General features: G+C 70.0%; 15 protein-coding genes and 1 tRNA gene. 11 read left to right on the forward strand and 5 right to left on the reverse strand.

Features of this window, described 5'->3' with window-relative positions; genetic code table 11:
* Positions 1-53: 53 nt before the first annotated feature.
* From CAURIS_RS05045 to CAURIS_RS05080, 8 genes are all read left to right on the forward strand, one after another.
* Positions 54-758, forward strand: a complete 705-nt coding sequence (locus CAURIS_RS05045) for an NUDIX hydrolase (RefSeq protein WP_290343114.1) — start codon at positions 54-56, stop codon at positions 756-758.
* Positions 759-762: 4 nt separating this feature from the next.
* A complete protein-coding gene (gene nadA / locus CAURIS_RS05050; RefSeq protein WP_290343115.1) occupies positions 763-2,016 on the forward strand; it encodes a quinolinate synthase NadA in 1,254 nt (417 codons plus the stop codon).
* A complete protein-coding gene (locus tag CAURIS_RS05055; RefSeq protein WP_290343116.1) occupies positions 2,013-3,437 on the forward strand; it encodes an L-aspartate oxidase in 1,425 nt (474 codons plus the stop codon). The genes nadA and CAURIS_RS05055 overlap by 4 nt, the downstream gene beginning before the upstream one ends.
* Positions 3,438-3,447: 10 nt before the next feature.
* Entirely contained in the window at positions 3,448-4,299 is an 852-nt protein-coding gene (nadC, locus tag CAURIS_RS05060) for a carboxylating nicotinate-nucleotide diphosphorylase (protein WP_290343117.1), read from the forward strand.
* The gene (locus CAURIS_RS05065) at positions 4,296-5,414 is read left to right on the forward strand and encodes a cysteine desulfurase family protein (RefSeq protein WP_290343118.1); all 1,119 of its coding nucleotides are present in this window, start codon (positions 4,296-4,298) and stop codon (positions 5,412-5,414) included. Before nadC ends, CAURIS_RS05065 begins: the two co-directional genes overlap by 4 nt.
* Before the next feature lie 17 nt (positions 5,415-5,431).
* Entirely contained in the window at positions 5,432-6,634 is a 1,203-nt protein-coding gene (chrA, locus tag CAURIS_RS05070) for a chromate efflux transporter (protein WP_290343119.1), read from the forward strand.
* Between the two features lie 87 nt (positions 6,635-6,721).
* Positions 6,722-7,951 carry an alpha/beta hydrolase gene (locus CAURIS_RS05075; protein WP_290343120.1) on the forward strand — a complete coding sequence of 410 codons (1,230 nt, stop codon included), beginning with the start codon at positions 6,722-6,724 and terminating at the stop codon, positions 7,949-7,951.
* Between the two features lie 79 nt (positions 7,952-8,030).
* A tRNA-Glu gene (locus tag CAURIS_RS05080) sits at positions 8,031-8,103 on the forward strand.
* 59 nt (positions 8,104-8,162) lie between these two features.
* On the opposite strand, the gene CAURIS_RS05085 is transcribed toward CAURIS_RS05080, so the two are convergent.
* Both CAURIS_RS05085 and CAURIS_RS05090 read right to left on the reverse strand, forming a co-directional pair.
* Positions 8,163-8,846 (reverse strand): type 1 glutamine amidotransferase domain-containing protein, encoded by a 684-nt coding sequence (locus CAURIS_RS05085; RefSeq protein ID WP_290343121.1) that lies wholly within the window; start codon positions 8,844-8,846, stop codon positions 8,163-8,165.
* 12 nt (positions 8,847-8,858) lie between these two features.
* Positions 8,859-9,857, reverse strand: coding sequence for an NADP-dependent oxidoreductase (locus CAURIS_RS05090; protein WP_290343122.1), 999 nt, complete (start codon positions 9,855-9,857; stop codon positions 8,859-8,861).
* An 81-nt stretch (positions 9,858-9,938) separates the two neighbouring features.
* Between CAURIS_RS05090 and CAURIS_RS05095 the strand changes: the two genes are divergently transcribed.
* Positions 9,939-10,754, forward strand: coding sequence for a PhzF family phenazine biosynthesis protein (locus tag CAURIS_RS05095; protein ID WP_290343123.1), 816 nt, complete (start codon positions 9,939-9,941; stop codon positions 10,752-10,754).
* Here CAURIS_RS05095 and CAURIS_RS05100 read toward each other — a convergent pair.
* Positions 10,751-12,928 (reverse strand): YhgE/Pip domain-containing protein, encoded by a 2,178-nt coding sequence (locus CAURIS_RS05100; protein WP_290343125.1) that lies wholly within the window; start codon positions 12,926-12,928, stop codon positions 10,751-10,753. The two genes, CAURIS_RS05095 and CAURIS_RS05100, sit on opposite strands and share 4 nt — an antisense overlap.
* Entirely contained in the window at positions 12,928-15,528 is a 2,601-nt protein-coding gene (locus CAURIS_RS05105; RefSeq protein ID WP_290343127.1) for a YhgE/Pip domain-containing protein, read from the reverse strand. Before CAURIS_RS05105 ends, CAURIS_RS05100 begins: the two co-directional genes overlap by 1 nt.
* A gap of 85 nt (positions 15,529-15,613) precedes the next feature.
* Between CAURIS_RS05105 and CAURIS_RS05110 the strand changes: the two genes are divergently transcribed.
* Positions 15,614-16,549, forward strand: a complete 936-nt coding sequence (locus CAURIS_RS05110; protein ID WP_435384030.1) for a pyridoxal-phosphate dependent enzyme — start codon at positions 15,614-15,616, stop codon at positions 16,547-16,549.
* Between the two features lie 4 nt (positions 16,550-16,553).
* Positions 16,554-19,307 (forward strand): FAD/NAD(P)-binding protein, encoded by a 2,754-nt coding sequence (locus CAURIS_RS05115; RefSeq protein ID WP_290343129.1) that lies wholly within the window; start codon positions 16,554-16,556, stop codon positions 19,305-19,307.
* Here CAURIS_RS05115 and CAURIS_RS05120 read toward each other — a convergent pair.
* A complete protein-coding gene (locus CAURIS_RS05120; protein ID WP_290343130.1) occupies positions 19,304-20,017 on the reverse strand; it encodes an IclR family transcriptional regulator in 714 nt (237 codons plus the stop codon). The two genes, CAURIS_RS05115 and CAURIS_RS05120, sit on opposite strands and share 4 nt — an antisense overlap.
* Positions 20,018-20,020 lie beyond the last annotated feature (3 nt).

The following is a 20,020-nucleotide window of genomic DNA, read 5'->3' on the forward strand; positions in this document are numbered from 1 at the left end:
GGCCTACCCTTACTTAAGGTCAAACTGACACTAAGTAGCCGCAGGAGGCCGACATGAGAGGGTGGCACAGCCTCAACGTCGCCGAACGGAAAAGGCAGGGTCCGTCGGTGGCGGTGTCCACCGTGGCCTTTTCCCTGGCCCCGCCGGCCACATCTGCCGAAAGGTCGGCATCTTTGCGGATCCCGTTGGTCAGGCGCACGCGCCCGCCGTACAAAGGCACTTGGGCGCTGCCGGGCGGCCCAACGGAGTGGAACAAGACGCTAACGCAGACGGCACGCGAGACGCTCGTGGCCGCCGCGCGCGCGGAGCCGAACTTCCTGGAGCAGCTCTACGCCTTCGGCTCCGTCGAGCGCTCCGCCCAGGCCGAACGCACAGTCACCATCGCCTACTGGGCCCAGTACAGGGGCTCGGACTTCCAGGGCAGCGAGCTTATCGACGACCCGCACGTCGCGTGGTTCCCCGTCGGCCGCCTGCCGGAACTGGCGTTCGACCACGCGGAGATCATCCGCACCGGAATCGACCGGCTGCGACGACGTGCCACGCAGACCTTCCTGGCGCACCGTTTTTTGGAGCGCCAGTTCACCCTCGCTCAGCTGCGCGGGGTCCACGAGATCCTCGTGGGCAAACGGGTTGACCCGGCCAATTTTCGCCGCCAGGCGCTCGCGTCTGGCGAGATCGTCGAGACCGGGGCGACCCAGGTGGGTACGAAACACCGCCCGGCAAAGCTGTACAGGTTCGCGACAACAGATAGGAACTAGAACAATGACCTCGGTAACCAACCTTATTCTCACAGCCGCGCGCAGGGAGGAACAGACCTGCGACGCGCAGCTGCCCGCCGAGCCGTGGGAGGTGGACCAGAATAATTCCTACGGCCCCGGCGCCTCCCGGGCCGACGCTTTCCCGCCGGTGGCGCCTCGGCAGGGCCCCGTGCCCGCGCGCTACACGCAGGCCAGCCCCGCGGAGCTCGACGCCATGATCGAGGAGGCGAAAAAGAAGCTCGGCGACCGGGTGAAGATTCTCGGCCACTTCTACCAGCGTGACGAGATTGTGAAGTTCGCGGACTTCGTCGGCGATTCCTTCAACTTGGCCCAGGCGGCGAAGAAGCACCCCGAGGCGGAGGCCTTCGTCTTCTGCGGCGTGCACTTCATGGCGGAGACCGCCGACATCCTCTCCGGCGACAACCAGGCGGTCCTCCTGCCCAACTTGGCCGCCGGCTGCTCTATGGCGGACATGGCCTCCATCGGCCAGGTCGAGGCGTGCTGGGAGGAGCTGACCGAGGTGCTGCCGCAGGACGGTGCCAGGGCCCCGCTCGTGCCGGTGACCTACATGAATTCCTCCGCGGACATCAAGGCGTTTTGCGGGCGCAACGGGGGAATTGTCTGCACCTCCTCCAACGCGCGCACCGTACTGGAGTGGGTCTTCGAACGCGGCGAACGCGTGGTGTTCTTGCCGGATCAGCACCTCGGGCGCAACACCGCGCGCGCGATGGGCATCGCCGACGAGCAGATCATCATGTGGAACCCACACCAGCCGCTCGGCGGCAACACCCCCGAGCAGGTGGAAAATGCCAAGGTGATCCTGTGGAACGGGTTTTGCTCGGTGCACAAGCGATTCACGGTCGCCCAGATTGAGCGGGCGCGCGCTGAGTACCCGGGCGTGCGCGTCATCGTCCACCCGGAGTGCCCGGCGCCCGTCGTGGACGCGGCGGACGTGTCGGGCTCGACCGAGGTGATCCGCCGGGAGGTGGAGGCCGCCGAGCCGGGTAGCGTCTTGGCTATCGGGACCGAGATCAACATGGTCAACCGGCTGGCGCAGCAGTACCCGGACCGCACGATCTTCTGCCTCGATCCCGTCGTCTGCCCCTGCTCGACGATGTACCGCATCCACCCCGCCTACCTGGCGTGGGTGCTCGAGGCGCTGCTCGAGGGCGAAACCCCCAACCGCATCGTGGTGCCGGATGAGGTCGCCGCCGACGCCCGCGTCGCGCTCGAGCGCATGCTCGCCGCGAAGCCATGAGGCACGTCATCGTCGTAGGCGCGGGCGTGGCGGGCCTCAGCGCCGCGCTGGCCGCCGCGCAGGCAGCCGAGGTGACGCTCGTCTACCCGGGCGAAGATATCGCTTCGAGCCCGGGCTCGACCCAGCTCGCGCAGGGCGGGATCGCGGCCGCGATCGGCCCGGGCGACACCCCGGCGGCGCACGCGCGCGACACGGTCGCGGCGGGCGCGGGGCTCGTCGATAAGCATGCGGCTTTACACCTCGCCGAACGCGGCGCGCGCGAGGTGCGTGCTCTGTGTGAGGCGGGTTTTCCCGCTGATCCCGGCCTCGGCCTGGAGGGCGCGCACTCCGTGGCGCGGATCACGCACGCCGGGGGCGATCGCACAGGCGCCGAGCTGCACCGCTTCCTCGCCGCCCGCGTGGGCGCCACCCCGCGCATCCACCACGCGGCCGGAAGCGGCCTCAGCTTGTCGCTAATCGACGGCCAGATCACCGGCCTTGATTCCCTCGCCGGCGACGCGGTCATCCTCGCCACCGGCGGCTACAGCGGCGTCTACCCGCGCTCGACGGGGGCGCCCGGGGCGACGGGCGGGGGAATCCTCGCCGCCGCCCGCGCCGGCGCGCTGCTCGCCGACATGGAGTTCGTGCAGTTCCACCCGACCGTGCTCGAGGGCACGGGCGCCCTCATCTCCGAGGCCGTGCGCGGCGCCGGGGCGCACCTCGTCGACGGGGAGGGGAATCGCTTCCTCTTTGAGGTCGACCCGCGCGGCGAGCTCGCCCCGCGCGATGTCGTCTCCGCCGGGATCCACCGCGCGCTGCGTGAGGCGGGGGCAACGGTGTGGCTCGACGCCCGCCACGTCGAAGGCCTGTCGCGCCGGTTCCCCGGCGTGAGCGCGCGCCTCGCCGAGGCCGGGATCGACTGGGCCCGCGAGCTGGTCCCCGTCGCCCCGGCCGCGCACTACTGCATGGGCGGGATTGTCACCGACCTTGAGGGGCGCACTACCGTGCCCGGGCTCTACGCCGTCGGCGAGGCCGCGCGCACCGGGGTCCACGGGGCGAACCGGCTGGCCTCGAACTCGCTTCTTGAGGGCCTGGTGTTCGGCGCCGCGGCCGGCACCGCCGCCGCAGCCGGCACTCCCTGGCGCACGCCGCGGACGGCGGGGGAGATCCTCGACGTCGCCGCGCCCGCGGGCGCAAACCCGGAGGATGACGCCGCCGCCCGCGCGGCGATCGGCGCGGGGCTGGCGGTCGAGCGCACCGCCGAGGGGATTGCCGCTACCGCCCGCGTCCTCAGCGCCGGCGGCGGCACCGTCGCCTCCGTCGGCCTGTTCATGGCCACCGCCGCGGCCGCGCGGACCGAATCGCGCGGCGCCCACCGCCGCCTCGATTACCCCGACACCGACCCCACCCAGGCGCGCCCGCTTGTGCTGCGCGCCGTCTAGGAAAGGCACCATGCTCACCCACCACGCAATCACCGCCGCCGTCACGGCCGCCCTCACCGAGGACGCGCCCTGGGGCGACATCACCGTCCACGCCGCCATCCCCGACAACGCGCGCTTGCGCACCGCCCTCGTTGCCCGCGAGCCGGGCGTGTTCGCCGGGGGAGAGGTCGTGCGCGCGGCCTTCGCGCTCACCGACCCGGCCATCTCGGTCACCAGGCTCGCCGCCGAGGGCGCCCGCTTCGGCGCCGGGGACCGCCTCGCCCTCATCGAGGGCCCGGCCCGCGGCATCCTCACCGCCGAGCGCGTCGCCCTCAACTTCGCTCAGCGCATGTGCGCGGTGGCCACGCTCACGGCGCGCTACGTCGACGCCGTCGCGGGCTACGATGTGCGCATCGCGGACACCCGCAAGACCACGCCGGGGCTGCGCGCCTTCGAAAAGCACGCCGTGCGCGCCGGCGGCGGCCACAATCACCGCCACGGCCTCTCGGACGCCGTCATGGTCAAAGACAACCACCTGGCCGCGCTCGGCGGGGACGCCACGCAGGCGCTGCGGCTCATCCGCTCCCGCGTCGGGCACACCACCCACATCGAGGTCGAGGTCGACCGCATCGACCAGATCGAACCCGTCCTCGCGGCCGGGGTGGACAGCATCATGCTGGACAACTTCACCCCCGATGAGCTGCGGCAGGCCGTCGCACTGATCGGCGCCCGCGCCGCCACCGAGGCCAGCGGCAACGTCAGCCTGGACACAGTCGCCGCCATCGCCGCCACCGGGGTCGACGTCATCTCCGTGGGCAAGCTCACCCACAGCGCCGGCTCGCTGGACCTGGGGCTGGACGAGATCAGGGACGCCGCGGCGTGACCTACCTCGACGCCGCCGCCACGGCCCCGCTGCGCCCCGAGGCGCGCGAGGCGATGCTGAGGGTGTGGGACGCCGGCAGCGCCAACCCGTCGAGCGTGCATTCGGCCGGGCAATGGGCCGCCCGAGAGGTCGAACACGCCCGCGAGCGCATCGCCGCCGCCTTCGGGGTGCGCCCCGACGGGGTGGTGTTCACCTCCGGCGGCACGGAGGCGAACAACCTCGGCATCATCGGCCGCGCGCTCGCCGAGCCCGGTTCGCGGCGCATTTACACCACCCGCGCCGAGCACTCCTCGGTTCTGGCCAGCTGCGACTACCTCGCCCGCGTCCACGGGTTCGAGGTGCGCTTCTTGGAGGTGGACGGCGAGGGGAGCGTCGACACGCGCGCGCCCGAGGATGCCTCCCTGATCGCGGTGGGGCTTGCCAACGGCGAGGTCGGCACCGTCTCCGACCCCGGCGAGCTGCTTTGCGCCGCGCCCTGCCACGTCGACGCCGTGCAGGCGGCGGCGAACCTCCCGCTCAGCCTCGCCGCCGGCGGCTGGCCCGGGCCCGCGGTGGCCAGCATGGCCATCGCCTCCCACAAGTTCGGCGGGCCCCAGGGAGTCGGCGCGCTCATCCTGCCGCGCGACGCTCCGCTCGAGCCGGTCATCCACGGCGGCGGGCAGGAAAGTGGGCGCCGCTCCGGCACCCACAACGTCGCCGGCATCGCGGGATTCGCCGCGGCTGTTGCCGCCCACACAGCGCGCGCCGGCACGCGCGCCGTGGAGCTCATGCGCTCGCGCGACGAGCTCATCCGCGCGGTGGAAACAGGCGTACCCGGGGCGCGTCTGACAGGGCACCGGACCCAGCGACTGCCCAACCACGCCTCCTTCGTCGTCGACGGGGTCAGCGGCGAGGCGCTGCTTGTCGCCCTCGACGTCGCCGGCTATGCCGTCAGCTCCGGTTCCGCCTGCCGCGCCGGGCAATCCGAGCCCTCGCCGGTGCTGCTGGCGATGGGGATCGACGCCGACCTCGCCCGCTCCGCGCTGCGCTTCACGCTGCCCGCACCGCTTTCCGCAGCCGAGATCTCGCGCATCGTCGAGGTGCTGCGCGGCGAGGTCCAGCGCGCCCGCGCATAATGTGAGACGGTGTTACGGTGAATGAACAGAAAACCGGTGGCGCCGCTGAAGTCTTCGGCGCCTTCCTGCGCCTCGGCCTGACGTCTTTCGGCGGGCCCGTTGCCCACCTCGGCTACTTCCGCGAGGAGTTCGTCCAGCGCCGCAAGTGGCTGGGGGAGAGGGAGTACGCCGACTTGGTCGCCCTGTGCCAGTTCCTCCCCGGCCCGGCCTCGAGCCAGGTCGGCATGGCGCTGGGGCTGCGCCGCGCCGGGTTCGCGGGGATGGCCGCGGCCTGGGTGGCCTTCACTCTGCCGTCGGTGCTGTTGATGGTGCTCTTCGCGCTCGGGGTTGCCAACCTCGGCGACATCGAGGGCGCCGGGTGGCTGGCAGGGCTCAAGGTCGCGGCTGTGGCCGTCGTCGCTCACGCGGTGCTCGGCATGGCGACAAACCTGGTGACGGACAAGTGGCGCGCCCTGATCGCAGCAGCGGCGGCGATCGCCGTTCTCCTGGTCACCAACCCCTTCGTGCAGGTGGCCGTGATCGTCCTCGGCGCCGCCGCGGGGTGGGCGCTGTTGCGCCGCGCCGACACCCCGGCGCCGGACGGGGAAGGGGAGCGCACAGCGCCGAACCGGGTGCCGCGGCCGCTCGCGGTGGTCTGCCTCGTCCTTTTCGCCGCGGGTCTCGTGTTGCTTCCGGTTCTCAACCGCGCCGTCGACGAGGTGGGGGTGCAGATCCTCGACACCTTCTACCGTGCGGGCGCGCTGGTCTTCGGGGGCGGGCACGTCGTTTTGCCCCTGCTCGAGCAGGCGACCGTGCCCGCCGGGCTCGTGGATCACAACACCTTCCTTGCCGGCTACGGCGCGGCCCAGGCCGTGCCGGGCCCGCTGTTTACCTTCGCCTCCTTCCTCGGCGCGAGCGCCGAGGGGATCAGCTGGTGGTGGGGCGCGATTGTGGCCACGGTGGCGATCTTCGTGCCCGCTGCGCTCCTTGTCGTCGGCGCCATGCCGTTTTGGGAGACGCTGCGCCACCACTCCGCCGCCGCCAGCGTCTTGGCGGGGGCCAATGCCGCAGTGGTGGGCATCCTGGGTGCGGCGCTGTACACGCCCGTGTTCACCGCGGGGGTGACGGGCCCGGCGACGATGGCGGTGGCTCTTGCCGCCTTTACCGCGCTGCAGGGGTGGAAGCTGCCTGCTTGGGCTGTCGTCATAGCTTCTGCTGCTGTTGGCGCAGTTTTCCTATGATTTCCCCTTCATACGGCCCCGGGGTACGTTGAAAAAAAGCCTCGTTTAACTGTCAACGGCCTGTCCGCAGCCGCCCTCGCCGCCGCTGTGGCGCTTCCCGCCGTTACCGCGGCGCCGACCGCAAACGCACAGGCCCTGCCCCCGGAAACCGTCGGGCTGTCCACAGTGAACCCGCTGTCCTCCGTCATTACGGGGCTGCCCAGCTACACGGGCTCGAGCGTCCTCGATGCGGCGAGCGTGCCCTTTGCGTCGGCAAGCATGCTTTCTCACGTTCCGCCTCTGGCCGTGCCCTCGCTGATGCTGGCGATCCTCGGGCGGGGTATCTTCGGCTCGGCTCTGTACCAGAACGTCGGCCTGAGCAGCCAGCCGTTGAGCTCCGCGGTCACGGATCCAACGCCGACCTACCCGGACATGTCCGCGCCCGCGGCGGAGTTCGTCAGCCTCGCCCACATCGAGGGCAACGTCTACGAGCTCACCGTGTACTCGCCTTCCATGCAGCGAAACGTGCAGAACGAGATCCTCCTGCCGGGCGGGCCAGACAACACCGAACCGCGCCCCACCCTGTACCTCATGATGGGGGCCGACGGCGCCGCCGGCGGCATCACGTGGCGGACCGCCACCGATTACGAGGAATTCTTCGCCGACAAGCTCATCAACGTGGTCACCCCGAAGGGTTCGGTCTCCTCCATGCAGGCCGACTGGTACCGCGACGACCCCGTCACCGGCACCAACCGCTGGTCCACATACATGACGAGGGAGCTTCCGCAGCTTATCGACGCCCACTTCTTCGGCACCGGCCGCGACGCGATCGCTGGTGTCTCCATGTCCGGGGGGCCGGCCCTGACCATCGCCGGCTACGACCCGGAGCGCTTTGTCGCCGCGGGCTCCTTTTCCGGCTGCCCCGCCACCTCGGGCGCGATCGGCGCCGCATGGACGGCAGCCGCGGTGCTCATGAACGGCGCCAACCCGGTGAACATGTGGGGCCTGCCCGGTGACGCCGCCTGGTTCGCGCACTCGCCGGTGTTGAACCTCGAGTCCCTGCGCGGGGTCGACCTGTTCGTCGCGGCCTCCATGGGCGTGCCAGGGGCCATCGACGGCGGAACCGGCCTGTCCTCCCGGGTGCAGCGCCTCGGTTTCCCGATGGTGATGGAGGGTGCCTCCTACGCCTGCTCCGCCCACTTCGCCAACGAGGCCCGCAGCGCCGGGCTGAACGTCGACTGGTACGAAACGCCCGAGGGGACCCACACCTGGGGCCTGTTCGAGGACGAGCTGCGCACGAGCTGGCGCACCCTCGGACCGGCCCTCGGCGTGGAGTAAAAGGGCCCCGGAACAGGCGATTTGTTGAACGGGGTCGCGGTGGATTACGTTTAACAGGTCGCAAGCACAAAGCGAACGCGCCCCGTTCGTCTAGCGGCCTAGGACGTCGCCCTCTCACGGCGGTAACACGGGTTCAAATCCCGTACGGGGTACAACAGAACAAGCGCCCGGCACCCGACATGGGGCCGGGCGCTTGTTCGCTCGGGGTTGGTTAGTCCTCGTTGAAATCGTCGAGGATGAGCTGCGCGAGCGGGCCCGCGGACGCCGGGTTTTGCCCGCTGTAGAGAGACCCGTCGGCGACGACGCGTGGCGCAAAAGGCTCGTCGGCCTTGATGTAGTCGACGCCGAGCTCGATGAGGCGGTCCTCCACGAGCCAGGAAAGCTTGTCAGCCAAGCCCCCGGCGCGCTCCTCCTCGTTGGAAAAGCCCGTCAGTGCGCGGCCCTGGAAGGGCGAGGCCCCCTCGCCGTTCGCGGTCGCGAGCACGACGGCCGGGGCGTGGCACAACAGCGCCAGAGGGGCATCTGCCTCCAGGCGCGCGGTGAGCAGGGCCGCCGAGTCCTCGTTGACTGCCAGATCCTCCATCGGGCCGTGCCCGCCGGGGTAGAACACGAGGTCGTAGTCGGCGGAATCCACCTGTTCGAGCGGGAGCGGGTGGGCCAGCACGTCGTCCAGGCCGTCGAGCGCGTCGGGTTCACCGGTTTTCTCGTCGAGGCTGACCGGGTCCGGCGTCGGAGTCGCCCCTCCCGGGGTGGCCACCGCCAGGTCCCAGCCCGCGTCGGCGAAAAGGCGGTACGGGGTGGCGAACTCGCCGGCCCAAAAGCCGGTGGGGTGGGTCGTGGCGTCGTTAAGCGTGATGTCCTTTGCCGCGGAAAGGACAAAAAGAGCGCGTGGCATGCGTGTTCCTCCTTAAAGTTTGACGACCATCTTGCCGGTGTTGGTGCCCTCGAAAAGCTCGAGGAAGGCCCCCGGCATGTTGTCCAGGCCCTCGCGCACCGTGGTCTCGTAGGTGATGGAGCCGTCGAGGACGAGGGGCGCGATGCGCTCCTGGAACTCCTGGTCGAGGTGGCGGTACTGCCCCAAGACGAAGCCGCGCAGCGTGAGGCACTTGCCCACGGCCTGGAACAGGTTGCGCGGGCCCGTCGCCTTGCCGCGGTCGTTGTACTGGGAGATCGCGCCGCACATGGCCACGCGGCCGAAGGTGTTGAAGTGGTCGATCGCGGCCTCGAGGTGGTCGCCGCCGACGTTGTCGAAGTAGAAGTCGATACCCTCGGGGGCCGCCTTGCCGAGCTGCCCGCTCACGTCGCCGTCCTTGTAGTTGAAGGCGTCGTCGAAGCCCAGATCCTTGACGTACTCGACCTTTTCCGGCGTGCCCGCGGAGCCGATGACGCGGGAGGCGCCGAGCTGCTTGGCAATCTGCCCGGCGGCGGAGCCGACCGCGCCCGCAGCGCCTGAGATGAAGGCGACGTCTCCCTCCTTCAGCTCGCCCACAGCCGTCAGGCCGACGTAAGCGGTCAGCCCGGTGGTGCCCAAAATGCCCAGGTAGGCCTCGGCCGGGGCGGCGTTGGTGTCAATCGCCTCGGCTTTGTCGGCGGGCAGGATCGCGTGGGAGCGCCAGCCCTGGAAGTGGCGGACGGTGTCGCCGACCTGGAAGTGCTCGGAGCGGGACTCGGTCACCGTACCGATCGCGGTGCCGGTGAGCGGCTGATCGATCTGGAAGGGCTCGATGTAGGACTTCGCGTCGTTCATGCGCCCGCGCATGTAGGGGTCAACGCTGGCGAGGGTGTTCTCGACGAGGATCTGGCCGTCCTCGAGCGCGGGCAGCTCCGCCTCCTCGAGGCGGAAGTTCTCCGCCGTGGGGGTGCCCTCCGGGCGGGAAGCCAGGACCCATTGGGTGGTCGTCGTCATGGTCGTCTCCTTACTTCGCTTCGCGTGCAGTACCGCCACCGACCATACGCGCGGGCCTTGCGCGCCTCTAGAATGTAGCCCGTGAGCTGCAATATCTTCGAAATCGACGTCTTCTCCGGCGGCGCCTTCGTCGGCAACCCAGTCGCCGTGATCGCCGGTGCAGAGGGAGCGGATACTGAGACAATGCGCCGCGTCGCCGCATGGCTGAACTACTCCGAAACCACCTTCCTGCTGCCCCCGACGAGACAGGGCGCTGACTACCGCGTGCGCATCTTCAGCCCACGCGGCGAGTACGACTTCGCAGGCCACCCCACCCTCGGCTCGGCGCGGGCCTGGTTGGAAACCGGCGCCGCGCCGGCGCGGGAGGGCACGATCGTGCAGGAGTGCGCCGCCGGCCTCGTGCCCGTGCGGGTCCGCGGCGAGACCTTTTCCTACGCCACGCCGCCGCTGCGCCGCGGCGAGCCGCTCAGCGAGGAGGAGATCGCCGAGATCTGCGCGGCTTTCGCTTTACGCCGCGCAGACATCGTGGCGGCGGCGTGGGGCGATAACGGGCCGGGCTGGAAGATGGTGCAGCTGCGCAGCATTGATACGTTGCGCGCGCTGCCTTTCCCGCGGGGTGCCGAGATGAAGGTGGGGTTTGTGGCGCTCACGGGAGCGGCGCGTTGCGAGGTCCGGGCGCTGTTCGGCAGCGGGGAGGATCCGGCGACCGGCAGCCTGAACGGGGCTATCGCGCAGTGGCTGCGGGCGCGCGGGCTCGTCCCCGCCCGCTACGTCGCCGAACAGGGGAGGCAGGTGGGCCGCCGCGGCCGCATAGAGCTTGTCGACGACACCACCGACGTCTGGGTCGGCGGCCGCGTTGAGGTGCGGGTCCGCGGGCGCATCGACCTGCGCCCCTAACCCTGCAGGACCTTGGTCTTGGCCACTGCCTCGTCCATCTTGCCGATGGGAGTGGCCAAAAGGTTGCGCAGCCAGAGCCCGAGGGCGAGGAAGGGCAGCGTAAACAGCAGGAGCATGCCGATCGCCTTCCAGAAATCGCCGTCGTAGGTGCCGAAGATGGCCGCGCGCATCGCCCAGACGGAGTAGGTGGCCGGCAGCCACGGGCTCGTGCCCTGCACCCACCCGGGCAGCATAATCAGGGGGTAGGCGCCGCCCGCGGCGGAAACTTGCAGCACGAGGAGGATCACGCCGATCGCCTTGCCGGCGTTGCTCAAGGAGAGCACCAGCGTGTAGCAGATCATGTGGAAGACCAAGCTGGAAACCCACCCCGCGACGAACAGGAGGAAGGGGTGCGCGGGCGCGATCTCCACGTAGAGGATGAGCCCGGCCATAATCAGCGTCGACTGGGCCAGACCGGTGACCACAAACGTGAGGTAGCGGCCGAAGTACTCCTGGGCCGTGGTCACGTCTTCGGGGTCGACCACGTTTTGCACCATCGAGTCCTTGTCGGTGCGCAGCGCAACCGCGCTCAGCAGAGCGCCGACCCAGAGGGCGATCACGGTGTAGAGCGGCGTCATCCCGGCGCCGAAGCTGGCGCGGGGGAAGACGGCCTGCCGGTCCACCTCGATGGGGGCCACGAGGGCGTCGGCGAGCTCCTCGGGGCGGTTGGCAATGAGGTCGGCCAGCTCACTCAGATCGCCGTCTTGGCGCGCCTGCACGATGGCGCGCTGTGCGTCCTGCATCGTCGCGGCGCTCTCGCGCATGGATTCGGCCATCGAGCGCAGATCCGCCCCGGCGCTGGCCAGCGAGTTGCGTAGCGAGCCGGGAGTGTTGCTCAGCGCGGTGGCCACCCCATCCATGCTGGAGCGGGCCTGGTCCACGCTTTGCCGGATGTCCTCTACAGACCCGGCCAGAGACTCCAGCTGCGGGCGCACGTCGGACTCGAAGGTCTCCTGCGCCGAGGCCATTGCGTCGCGGGCGGCGCTGATCGACGCAGCGATCTCGCGGCGGTTGTCGCCGTCGGCGCGCCCGGCGCTGACGCGGGCGGCGGCGTCGTTGAGTCGGTCGCGCACGGCGGCCTGACGGGCGATCGCGTCGCTTAAGGCCGCGGTCACGGAGCGCAGCTGGGGCTGCACCGCCGAGGGCAGGGCGGGGGCGACTTCGTCGTTGAGGCGGTCGCGCAGCGTGGTGTACTGCCCGACTTGGACGTCGATACGCGCGGCGATGTCGCTGAGCGTGCCGGCCGTTGCCTGCGAGGTAGCGCCAGCGTCGGCGAGCAGCTGGTCGACGCGGTCGCCAACGTCCGAGTAGCTCTCCGCGGTGGCGGCGAGTGCCGCGCCGAGCGAGCTGGCTCCGGCGCCCAGTTGCGATCCGAGGTCGCCGAGGTCGGCGGGCTGGATCTGGTCGAAGGAGGCGCCTACGGCATCGGCGATGCGCTGGGCCCCGTCGACGAGGGGGACGCTCGACTCGGTCAGGGACGCCAGCGCGTCGACGGTGGTGGAGCCCGAGAGGAGCTGGTCGCGGACGCTGACGGTGCGCTGCTCGATGGAGTCGAGCGCGCGCATCGTCTCCTCCTCGTTGAGGAAGTCGTCGGCCGTCTCGATGAGCCCGAAGGCAACTTCGGACAGCGTCCGGGTGAAGGACTCGTTGATCTGCGCGCTCACTCCCTGACCGCCGGCCGAGACGATGAGCGGGGAGATCGGGTTCTTCTTCTCGTTGACGTAGAGGGAGATCTCGCTGGGCTCGGAGGCGCCGATGTAGAAGTTGAACATGTCGTCGCTGAGCGTCGGCGGCAACACGATCGCCGCGTAGAACTCGCCCGAGCGCGCCCCCTCGATCGCGTCCTCTTCGCTGGTGATCACCCAGTCCATCGCGTCGTTGCGGTAGAGCTCGGAAAGCACCATGTCGCCGACGTTGACCGACAGTGGGGTGAGGCTGCTGGAGTGGCCCTCGTCGGTGTTAGCCACGGCGACCTTGAGCCGCTCCGTGTTGCCGAAGGGGTCCCAGGTGGCCAGGATGTTGAACCAGGCGAACAGGCAGGGGATGGCGATGAGGCCGACCATCACGATGCCCGCCATCACGTTGGTGTACAGGCGGCGCAGGTCGTTGAATGCGATGGAGAAAATCGTCCGCATTAGTGTTTCTCCTCTTCGTCGTGGCCGTCAGCGGGCGCGCCGTTGATCGTGGCCGCCGTTCCGGTCGAGTCGTGGCGGTGGACCACTGCGTCGCGCAGCTCGGTGTCCCCGAGGCGCGCGACTTGCTCGGCATCCACCAGGCTCTGCGTGAAGTACTCCACCGCGCCGAGGTAGATGATGACCAGAAGCGACCAGGCCACGACGATCGCGAGCATGACCGTCTTGTCCGTGGGCAGCAGCATGGTCAGGCCGGTGATAAGGAGAACGCCGACCACGCCCGCGCCGATGCCACCGAAGATGAGGGTCCGGTAGTTCTCGTGCATGAACCGCGCTCGCTTGGCCACGGCGCCGCTGAACTCTTCGCGGTCCGAGAGGGCGGCCATGATGTCGGAAATGCGGTAGGGCGAGCCCATCACCTCGACCTTCTCGTTGGTGATCAGGTCGGTGCGGGCGAGCTGGCGGTTGAACAGCAGGTTCGCGTGGGAGGAGGTGCGGCGGAACAGCCAGCCCAGGGTCATGGCGGCGGCCGAGATCGCGAAGAGGACGGCCATGTAGCGGAAGTAGTGGCCGCCGTAGAAGCCGCTGATGGTCTCGCGCATGGCATTGATGCCGTAGCTGAAGGGCAGGAAGGGGTACAGGGCGCGGAAGAAGCCGGGCATGAGCTCGATGGGGTAGAGCCCGGAGGCGCCCGGGATCTGGATGACCACGAGCAAAACGGCAAGCCCGCGGCCGAGGTGGCCGAAGGCGGAGACGAGCGCGTAGATGATGCCGGTGTAGGCGATCCCGGTGAGGATGGCCGTGGCGAAGAACGCGGCGACGGATTCCATCTGCACGCCGAAGGCGATGTTACCGATGGTGACCACGATGGCCTGGAGCGCGGAGAGCGTGGCAAAGAGGAAGAAGCGCCCCAGGTACGCCTGACCGACGGTGAGGCGACGGAAGCCCTCCATGTCCACCTCGACGCGGAAGATGATCGTGAGCACGAAGGCGCCGATCCACAGCGAGAGGTTGGTGAAGAACGCGGCCATCGCGCTGCCGTAGTTCTCCGCGGGGAAGACCTCGTGCTGGTCCACGCTCACGGGGGCGGCCAGGTACTCGCCGATCTGCACGGAGTTCAGGCTGGTGACATTGTTGAGTGTCTCCGAGTCGGAGGTGGACAAAAGGGCGGCGATGTCACTTTGGGCGGTGCGCGCGCCCTCGGCGAGGGTGCTCAAGTTGTCGGTGACCTGGTCGAGGACGCCCAGCGAGGAGGTGAGCTGGTTATCCACGTCGGCCAACAGCACCGTCGCCTCGTCGGTGAGGGCGCGCTGGCTTGTCAGCGCCCCGCGCACGGAGGCGACGCTGCCGGAGAGCTGGGACAGGGCGGAGTTGATCGCGGGCACGGTGCGGGAGAGCTCCCCGCTGGCGGCGCGCGCGGTCTGCGCGGAATCTCCCGCTGCCTGCTCGAGGGAGTCGCCGAGCGCGGAGAGTGAGTCCAGGGCGGCGCCGGAGGTGCGGTCCAGCTCGTTGAGCCCGTCGAGGATGGAGCGCGAGGCGCCGGTGCGTTCGTCGAGGGCGCTGACCGCGCTGTCGAGGGTGGCCTTGATGGCGGGGGAGAGCGGCGCGGAATCGGACAGGGCGCGCAGTTGGTCAACGGCGGCCTCGCCCTGGGCGACCACGTCGTCGACCTCGCCGACCGCGGCGCGCACGCGGGCCTGCGCCGTGCTGAGGCGGTCGGTGGCGGAGGTGATGGAATCGTTTGCGGAGACGGCGCCCCTGTTGAGAGCGCTCGTCGACTCGATCAGCGCGGTCGAGGCGGCGGCGGAGAAGTCACCGGAGGACGCCTCGAGGCTCCTGATCAGCCCTTCGACGTCGCCAAGCGCCGTGCTCACGCTGCCCAGCGTCTCGTCGACGGAGACCACGAGGCCGCGCAGCTCGCCGACGACGGGGCGGGTGCCGTTGATCGTGGCCTTCATGTCCTGGACGCGCTGGCCGGCGGAGTCGAGACCCTCGGCCACCTGCGCCAGACCGCCGGTGGCCTCGTTGCGCGCGTCGTTGGTGCCGTCGCGCAGCTCGAGGCCCTTGTCCCGCAGCTCCTGGGCCGCGGCCTGCCCCACCTCCTGTTTGAATGCGGTGGCAATCGCGGAGTCGACGGCGGAGGCGCCAGCGTCAGTGATGGTGGGGGAGACGCCGTTAATTTTCTCGTTGGCGTAATATTCCAGGGTCGGCTGGACGTAGTTTTCCTCCACCAGGCTGAGGATGTCCTCGCTGAACGAGGGCGGAATGAGAAACATGGCGTAGTACTGGCCGCGCATGAGGCCGTCGCGCGCCTCGTCCTCGGGCAAAAACTCCCAGCCGATCGTGTCGTTATCCGCCAGCTGCTCGCTAATTTGCTTGCCGACGTCTATCTCGCCGACATCCTCGTTGGTGGCGCCCTGGTCCTGGTTGACCACGGCAATGCGGATGTTCTCGGTGTTGGCGTACGGGTCCCAGAAGGCGTTGATGTTGAACCACGCGTACAACGCCGGGGTGATGAGCACGCCGACGAGGATGATAAACGCGCGAGGAACGCGCACGAGACGCCGGATATCCCGGCCCAGAATCTGTCCGCTTTGTCGCACCCCGTGAGCGTACCTCCACGGGATGTGTAACGAAAACGAAAACGGGAGTCGGGGCTACCGAAAAACAAACTATAAAATGTTGCGCATGAGTTCTCTGCATGAACCCGGAATGCTCGGGGCGATCGGAAACACCCCGCTTGTCCGTCTCGACGAGCTGGGGGTGTGGGCAAAACTCGAGTCCTTCAACCCGGGCGGCAGCGCCAAGGACCGCACGGCGCGAGCGATCGTGGCCGACGCCGTCGCCCGCGGGGCGCTCGGCCCCGGCAGCGTTGTCGTGGAGTCGAGCTCGGGAAACCTCGGCGTGGCTCTCGCCCGCGAGGCTGTGATAGGCCGCTTCGATTTCCACTGCGTCGTCGACCCGCGCACGAACCGCGCGACGCTAGCGCATATGGAGGCGCTCGGCGCGACACTCCACCCCGTCACCGCGCCCGACCCGGCGACGGGGGACTGGCTGAGGGCCCGGCGCGCCCGCGTCGCTGAATTGGTGGAGCAGCTGGGGGCGGTGAACCTGGATCAGTATTCGAATACGGCCGCCTTTGACGCCCACGCGGAGGGGACGATGCGCGAGATCGTCGAGCAGCTCGGCCACGCCCCCGACGTCCTCGTTGTGGCGGTGAGCACGACGGGTACCGTGGGCGGGTGTCTGCGCTACGTCAACGACCACGCGCTTAACACCCGCGTCATCGCGGTCGACGCGGAGGGCTCGGTGCTCTTCGGCGGCCAGCGCGGGGAGCGGGTCTTGCCCGGGTACGGGGCCGGGGTGGAAACGCAGCTGTCGCGCCGGGTCGCCCCGCACGAGGTGGTGCGCGTCGGGGCGGCAGACGCCGTCGCGGCTGCCCGCCGCGCGGCGCGCCTGACGGGTTTTCTTCCCGGCGCGTCCGGTGGCGCGGTGTGCGCGGCCGTGGACGCACTCGCCCGGACGCACCCGGCGGCGGAAATCGTCGCCATCTTCCACGACGACGGGCGCGCATACCTGGATACGATTTACAACGACGACTGGGTGGAAAGGAACGTGAGGTAGCACAGTGAAGGTAGCGATCATCGGGGCCGGGCCCCGCGGGCTGTGGGCGGCGGAGGAACTTTTCGGCAGGGCCCGCGAGCGCGGGGCGGCTGTCGAGCTGAGCGTCTACAACGACGGGCCGGTGGCCACGGCGGGCGGTCTCGGCTCCTACCAGCCGGATTTGCCTGCGGAGTGGGTGCTTAACGTGCCCGCAAAGACGGTGCGCTCGCACCTGGGAGGGTTCAACGAGTGGCGCGGGGCCGACGAGGAGTACCCGCCGCGGCGCGTCGTAGGCCGCTTCATTGCCGCCTCGTGGTCCGCCCTCGCGCACCACGTCCCCGCCGGCTGCTCGCTCCGGCTCATCGACGAGCGCGTGGAGGAGCTCGCCCCAGCCGGGGAGGGCGTGGAGGTCGCCGGCACGCGCTACGACGAGGCGCTCCTTGCTACCGGCCACGCCGACGAGTGGCCGGGGGCCCTCGGGCCGGGCTCCGTGGAGGGTGTGCGAACGGTGGTGCGGGCCTTCCCGCCGGGCAACCTCGACGAGATCGGTGCGCACGACACGGTGCTAGTCAGGGGTGCGGCCTTGACCTTCGTGGACGTGGTGCGATACTGCCGGGCCGAGACCTTCTACCCGGTCACCCGCGGCGGGCGCTTCATGGACGTCAAGAGTCACCTCACGCCGGAGCAGGCCGCGCAGCTGAGCCCGGCGTTGCGCGCAGCCGAGGACTCCATCCGCGAGGCGGCAGGATTTCCGCAGCTTATCGACGCCCTCACCGACCTCTCCCTCCACGTCCTCGACGTCGCCGGCGCTTGGGGCGACGAGGAGGGCGTGCGCGCCGTTTTCGCCGGGAGGGATGGCACGGACCCAGTGGAGGACCTGCGGGCCTCCTACGAGGTCGCGGTGGGGCGGCGCGCGTGGACGCCCGCCGCCGCCGTCGGCTACGCCTTCCGTGCCGCTTACGAAGCGGTGGTCGAGCGCGCGTCCTTCGGCGGGCGCGATTCGCTGGGGGGCCGGCGCTTCGGTGAGTTGACGCGCACGCTGGAGCGCGTCGCTTTCGGCCCGCCCGCCGAAACAGCCGGGCAGGTGCTGGAGATGGTCGACGCAGGCCGGATTCGCACGGACCTTCTGGACCGCGGCGGCGAGGACATCGCGGCGCTGGCGCGCCAGGTGGGCGCCACCGCCGTGGTGGACGCCGTCAACGCGCCTCCGGGCCCGGTGGAGGGGACCCTCGCCGAGGCGCTCGTACGCCGCGGCTTCGCCCGCGTGCACGAGGAGACGGGCGCGATCATGGTGGAGCGCGACGGCACGCTGGTGGGGCAGCGCCACCTTGCGGCGGCCGGCCGGATGAGCGAGGGGTGGATCCTCGGCCACGACACCCTGCGCCGCGGCGACCACGAGGTCATTCCCGCGTGGGCGCGCCGCGTCAGCCGCGCCGCGCTCGCCGAGCCTGAGCGCGTCCACGGGATGCCCCCGCTGAAGGCGCGCCTCGAGCCCTGGGCGCAGAGGCTTGTGGCGGAGGGCGAGGCGTGCCGCGGGCTGATCCGGGATTTTTCCAGTCCCGTCAACGTGGTCAACGCCGAGCCGCTGAAGCGCAACGCCGCCGAGCTTGTCGAGGCGGCTGAGGCGGCAGGCGTACAGCTGCGGCTTTTCTACGCCCGCAAGGCCAACAAGGCGCTCGCCTTCGTCGACGCGGTGCGGGAGGCGGGCCACGGGGTGGACGTGGCCAGCGAGAACGAGCTGCGCCAGGTGCTCGCGCGCGGGGTGGGCGGCGGCGAGATCATCCTCACCGCGGCGGTGAAGCCGGACGCTCTTTTGCGGCTTGCCATCGACAACGAAGTGGTGATCTCGGTGGACAACGTGGGGGAGTACGAGCGCATCGCGCACATCGCCGCGGGCCGTGAGGTCCGCGTCGCGCCGCGCCTGGCCCCCGACCCGGCGCTGGTGGCGCCTACGCGCTTTGGGGAAAGGAAAAACACCTGGTTGCGCTGCTGCGCACGCCCGCGCGAGGGGGTGCGCGTGGCCGGGGTGCACGCGCACTTGAACGGCTACGCGGCGGCTGACCGGCGCGCCGCGCTGAGGGAGGCGGTCGAGCTTGTCGACGGCCTGCGCGAGGCCGGTCACGCCCCCGAGTTCATCGACCTGGGCGGGGGCGTGCCGATGAGCTACCTCGACAGCGAAAAGCAGTGGCGCGCCTACGAGCAGGCGATTGCGGCGCAGCGCGACGGCTACGCCGAACCCTTCACCTGGAAGGCCGACCCGCTTTCCACCGTCTACCCCTACTGGCAGACGCCTACGCGCGGGGCGTGGCTGCGCGAGGTGCTCGGCGGTGGTATCGCCGCGCAGCTGCGCGAGCGGGGCCTACGCCTCCACCTCGAGCCGGGGCGCGCGCTTCTCGACGGCTGCGGGCTGACCCTCACCGAGGTCGCCTTCGTCAAGCGACGCAGCGACGGCGTGCCGCTGGTGGGCGTGTACATGAACCGCACGCAGTGCCGCAGCACCTCCGACGATTATCTCGTCGACCCGATCCTGATCCGCAGCACCGAGCCCGGAGAGGAGGTGGAGGCCTTTCTCGTCGGCGCCTACTGCATCGAGGACGAGCTGATCCTGCGCCGGAAGGTGCGCTTCCCCTCCGGGGTTCAACCGGGGGACATCGTGGCCATCCCGAACACCGCCGGCTACTTCATGCACATCCTGGAGTCGGCCTCCCACCAGATCCCCCTGGCGCGCAACGTGGTGTGGCCGGCGGGCGCGCTCGACGCGATCGACGCCACAGGTTAGAGCTCCTCGCGCAGCTTATCGGCCGCGGCGACCAGCTGCGCGCCCCACTTCTGCGCGGGGTGGGGCTTGAGGCGCTCGACGGGGCCGGAGATGGACAGTACCGCGACCACCGCGCCCTCGGAGTCGAACACGGGGGTGGACAGGCTGGCTAGCCCCACCTCGCGCTCGGCGACGGACTCGGCCACCAAGCTGTCGCGCACTTCGGCGAGCTCGTCGGAGGGGAAGGGGTGGGCGTCGATAAGCGAAAATGCGGCGTAGACGCGCGCGGCCGAGCCGGCGGTGAGGCTGAGTTGCGAGCCGACGGGAACCGTGTAGGTCAGGCCGCTGGCGGGCTCCTCGGCCGCGATGCACGTGCGTGTGTCCCCGGTGAGCTGGTAGAGCTGAACGGATTCGCCCGTCTCGCGGACGAGGTCGCGCATGAGCGGCCCGGCGGCGGACAGAAGTTGCGGCGGGGTGCGGGTGGCGTAGCTCGCCAACGCGGGGCCGACGGTCCACGCGCCGGTCGACGTGCGCGAGAGGATATGGTGAACCTCGAGGGCCGTCGCGATCCGGTGCGTCGTCGCGCGCGGCAGGCCGGTGTCGGTGCTGAGCTCGGCCAGGGTCTTATCCCCGGCGGCGACGGAGCGGACGATAACGACCGCGCGGTCGAGCACTTTGATTCCGGAGTCTTCGCTATACTGTCTCACGTGATGGATGTTATCATCCCGCATATT

This window comes from Corynebacterium auris, from assembly GCF_030408575.1.
GTDB lineage: Bacteria > Actinomycetota > Actinomycetes > Mycobacteriales > Mycobacteriaceae > Corynebacterium > Corynebacterium auris.

Coding starts and splice junctions, on each gene's coding strand:
- CAURIS_RS05045 (WP_290343114.1), top strand. CDS start 54: ATGAGAGGGTGGCACAGCCTCAACGTCGCCGAACGGAAAAGGCAGGGT.
- nadA (WP_290343115.1), top strand. CDS start 763: ATGACCTCGGTAACCAACCTTATTCTCACAGCCGCGCGCAGGGAGGAA.
- CAURIS_RS05055 (WP_290343116.1), top strand. CDS start 2,013: ATGAGGCACGTCATCGTCGTAGGCGCGGGCGTGGCGGGCCTCAGCGCC.
- nadC (WP_290343117.1), top strand. CDS start 3,448: ATGCTCACCCACCACGCAATCACCGCCGCCGTCACGGCCGCCCTCACC.
- CAURIS_RS05085 (WP_290343121.1), bottom strand. CDS start 8,846: ATGCCACGCGCTCTTTTTGTCCTTTCCGCGGCAAAGGACATCACGCTT.
- CAURIS_RS05090 (WP_290343122.1), bottom strand. CDS start 9,857: ATGACGACGACCACCCAATGGGTCCTGGCTTCCCGCCCGGAGGGCACC.
- CAURIS_RS05100 (WP_290343125.1), bottom strand. CDS start 12,928: ATGCGGACGATTTTCTCCATCGCATTCAACGACCTGCGCCGCCTGTAC.
- CAURIS_RS05110 (WP_435384030.1), top strand. CDS start 15,614: ATGAGTTCTCTGCATGAACCCGGAATGCTCGGGGCGATCGGAAACACC.
- CAURIS_RS05120 (WP_290343130.1), bottom strand. CDS start 20,017: ATGCGGGATGATAACATCCATCACGTGAGACAGTATAGCGAAGACTCC.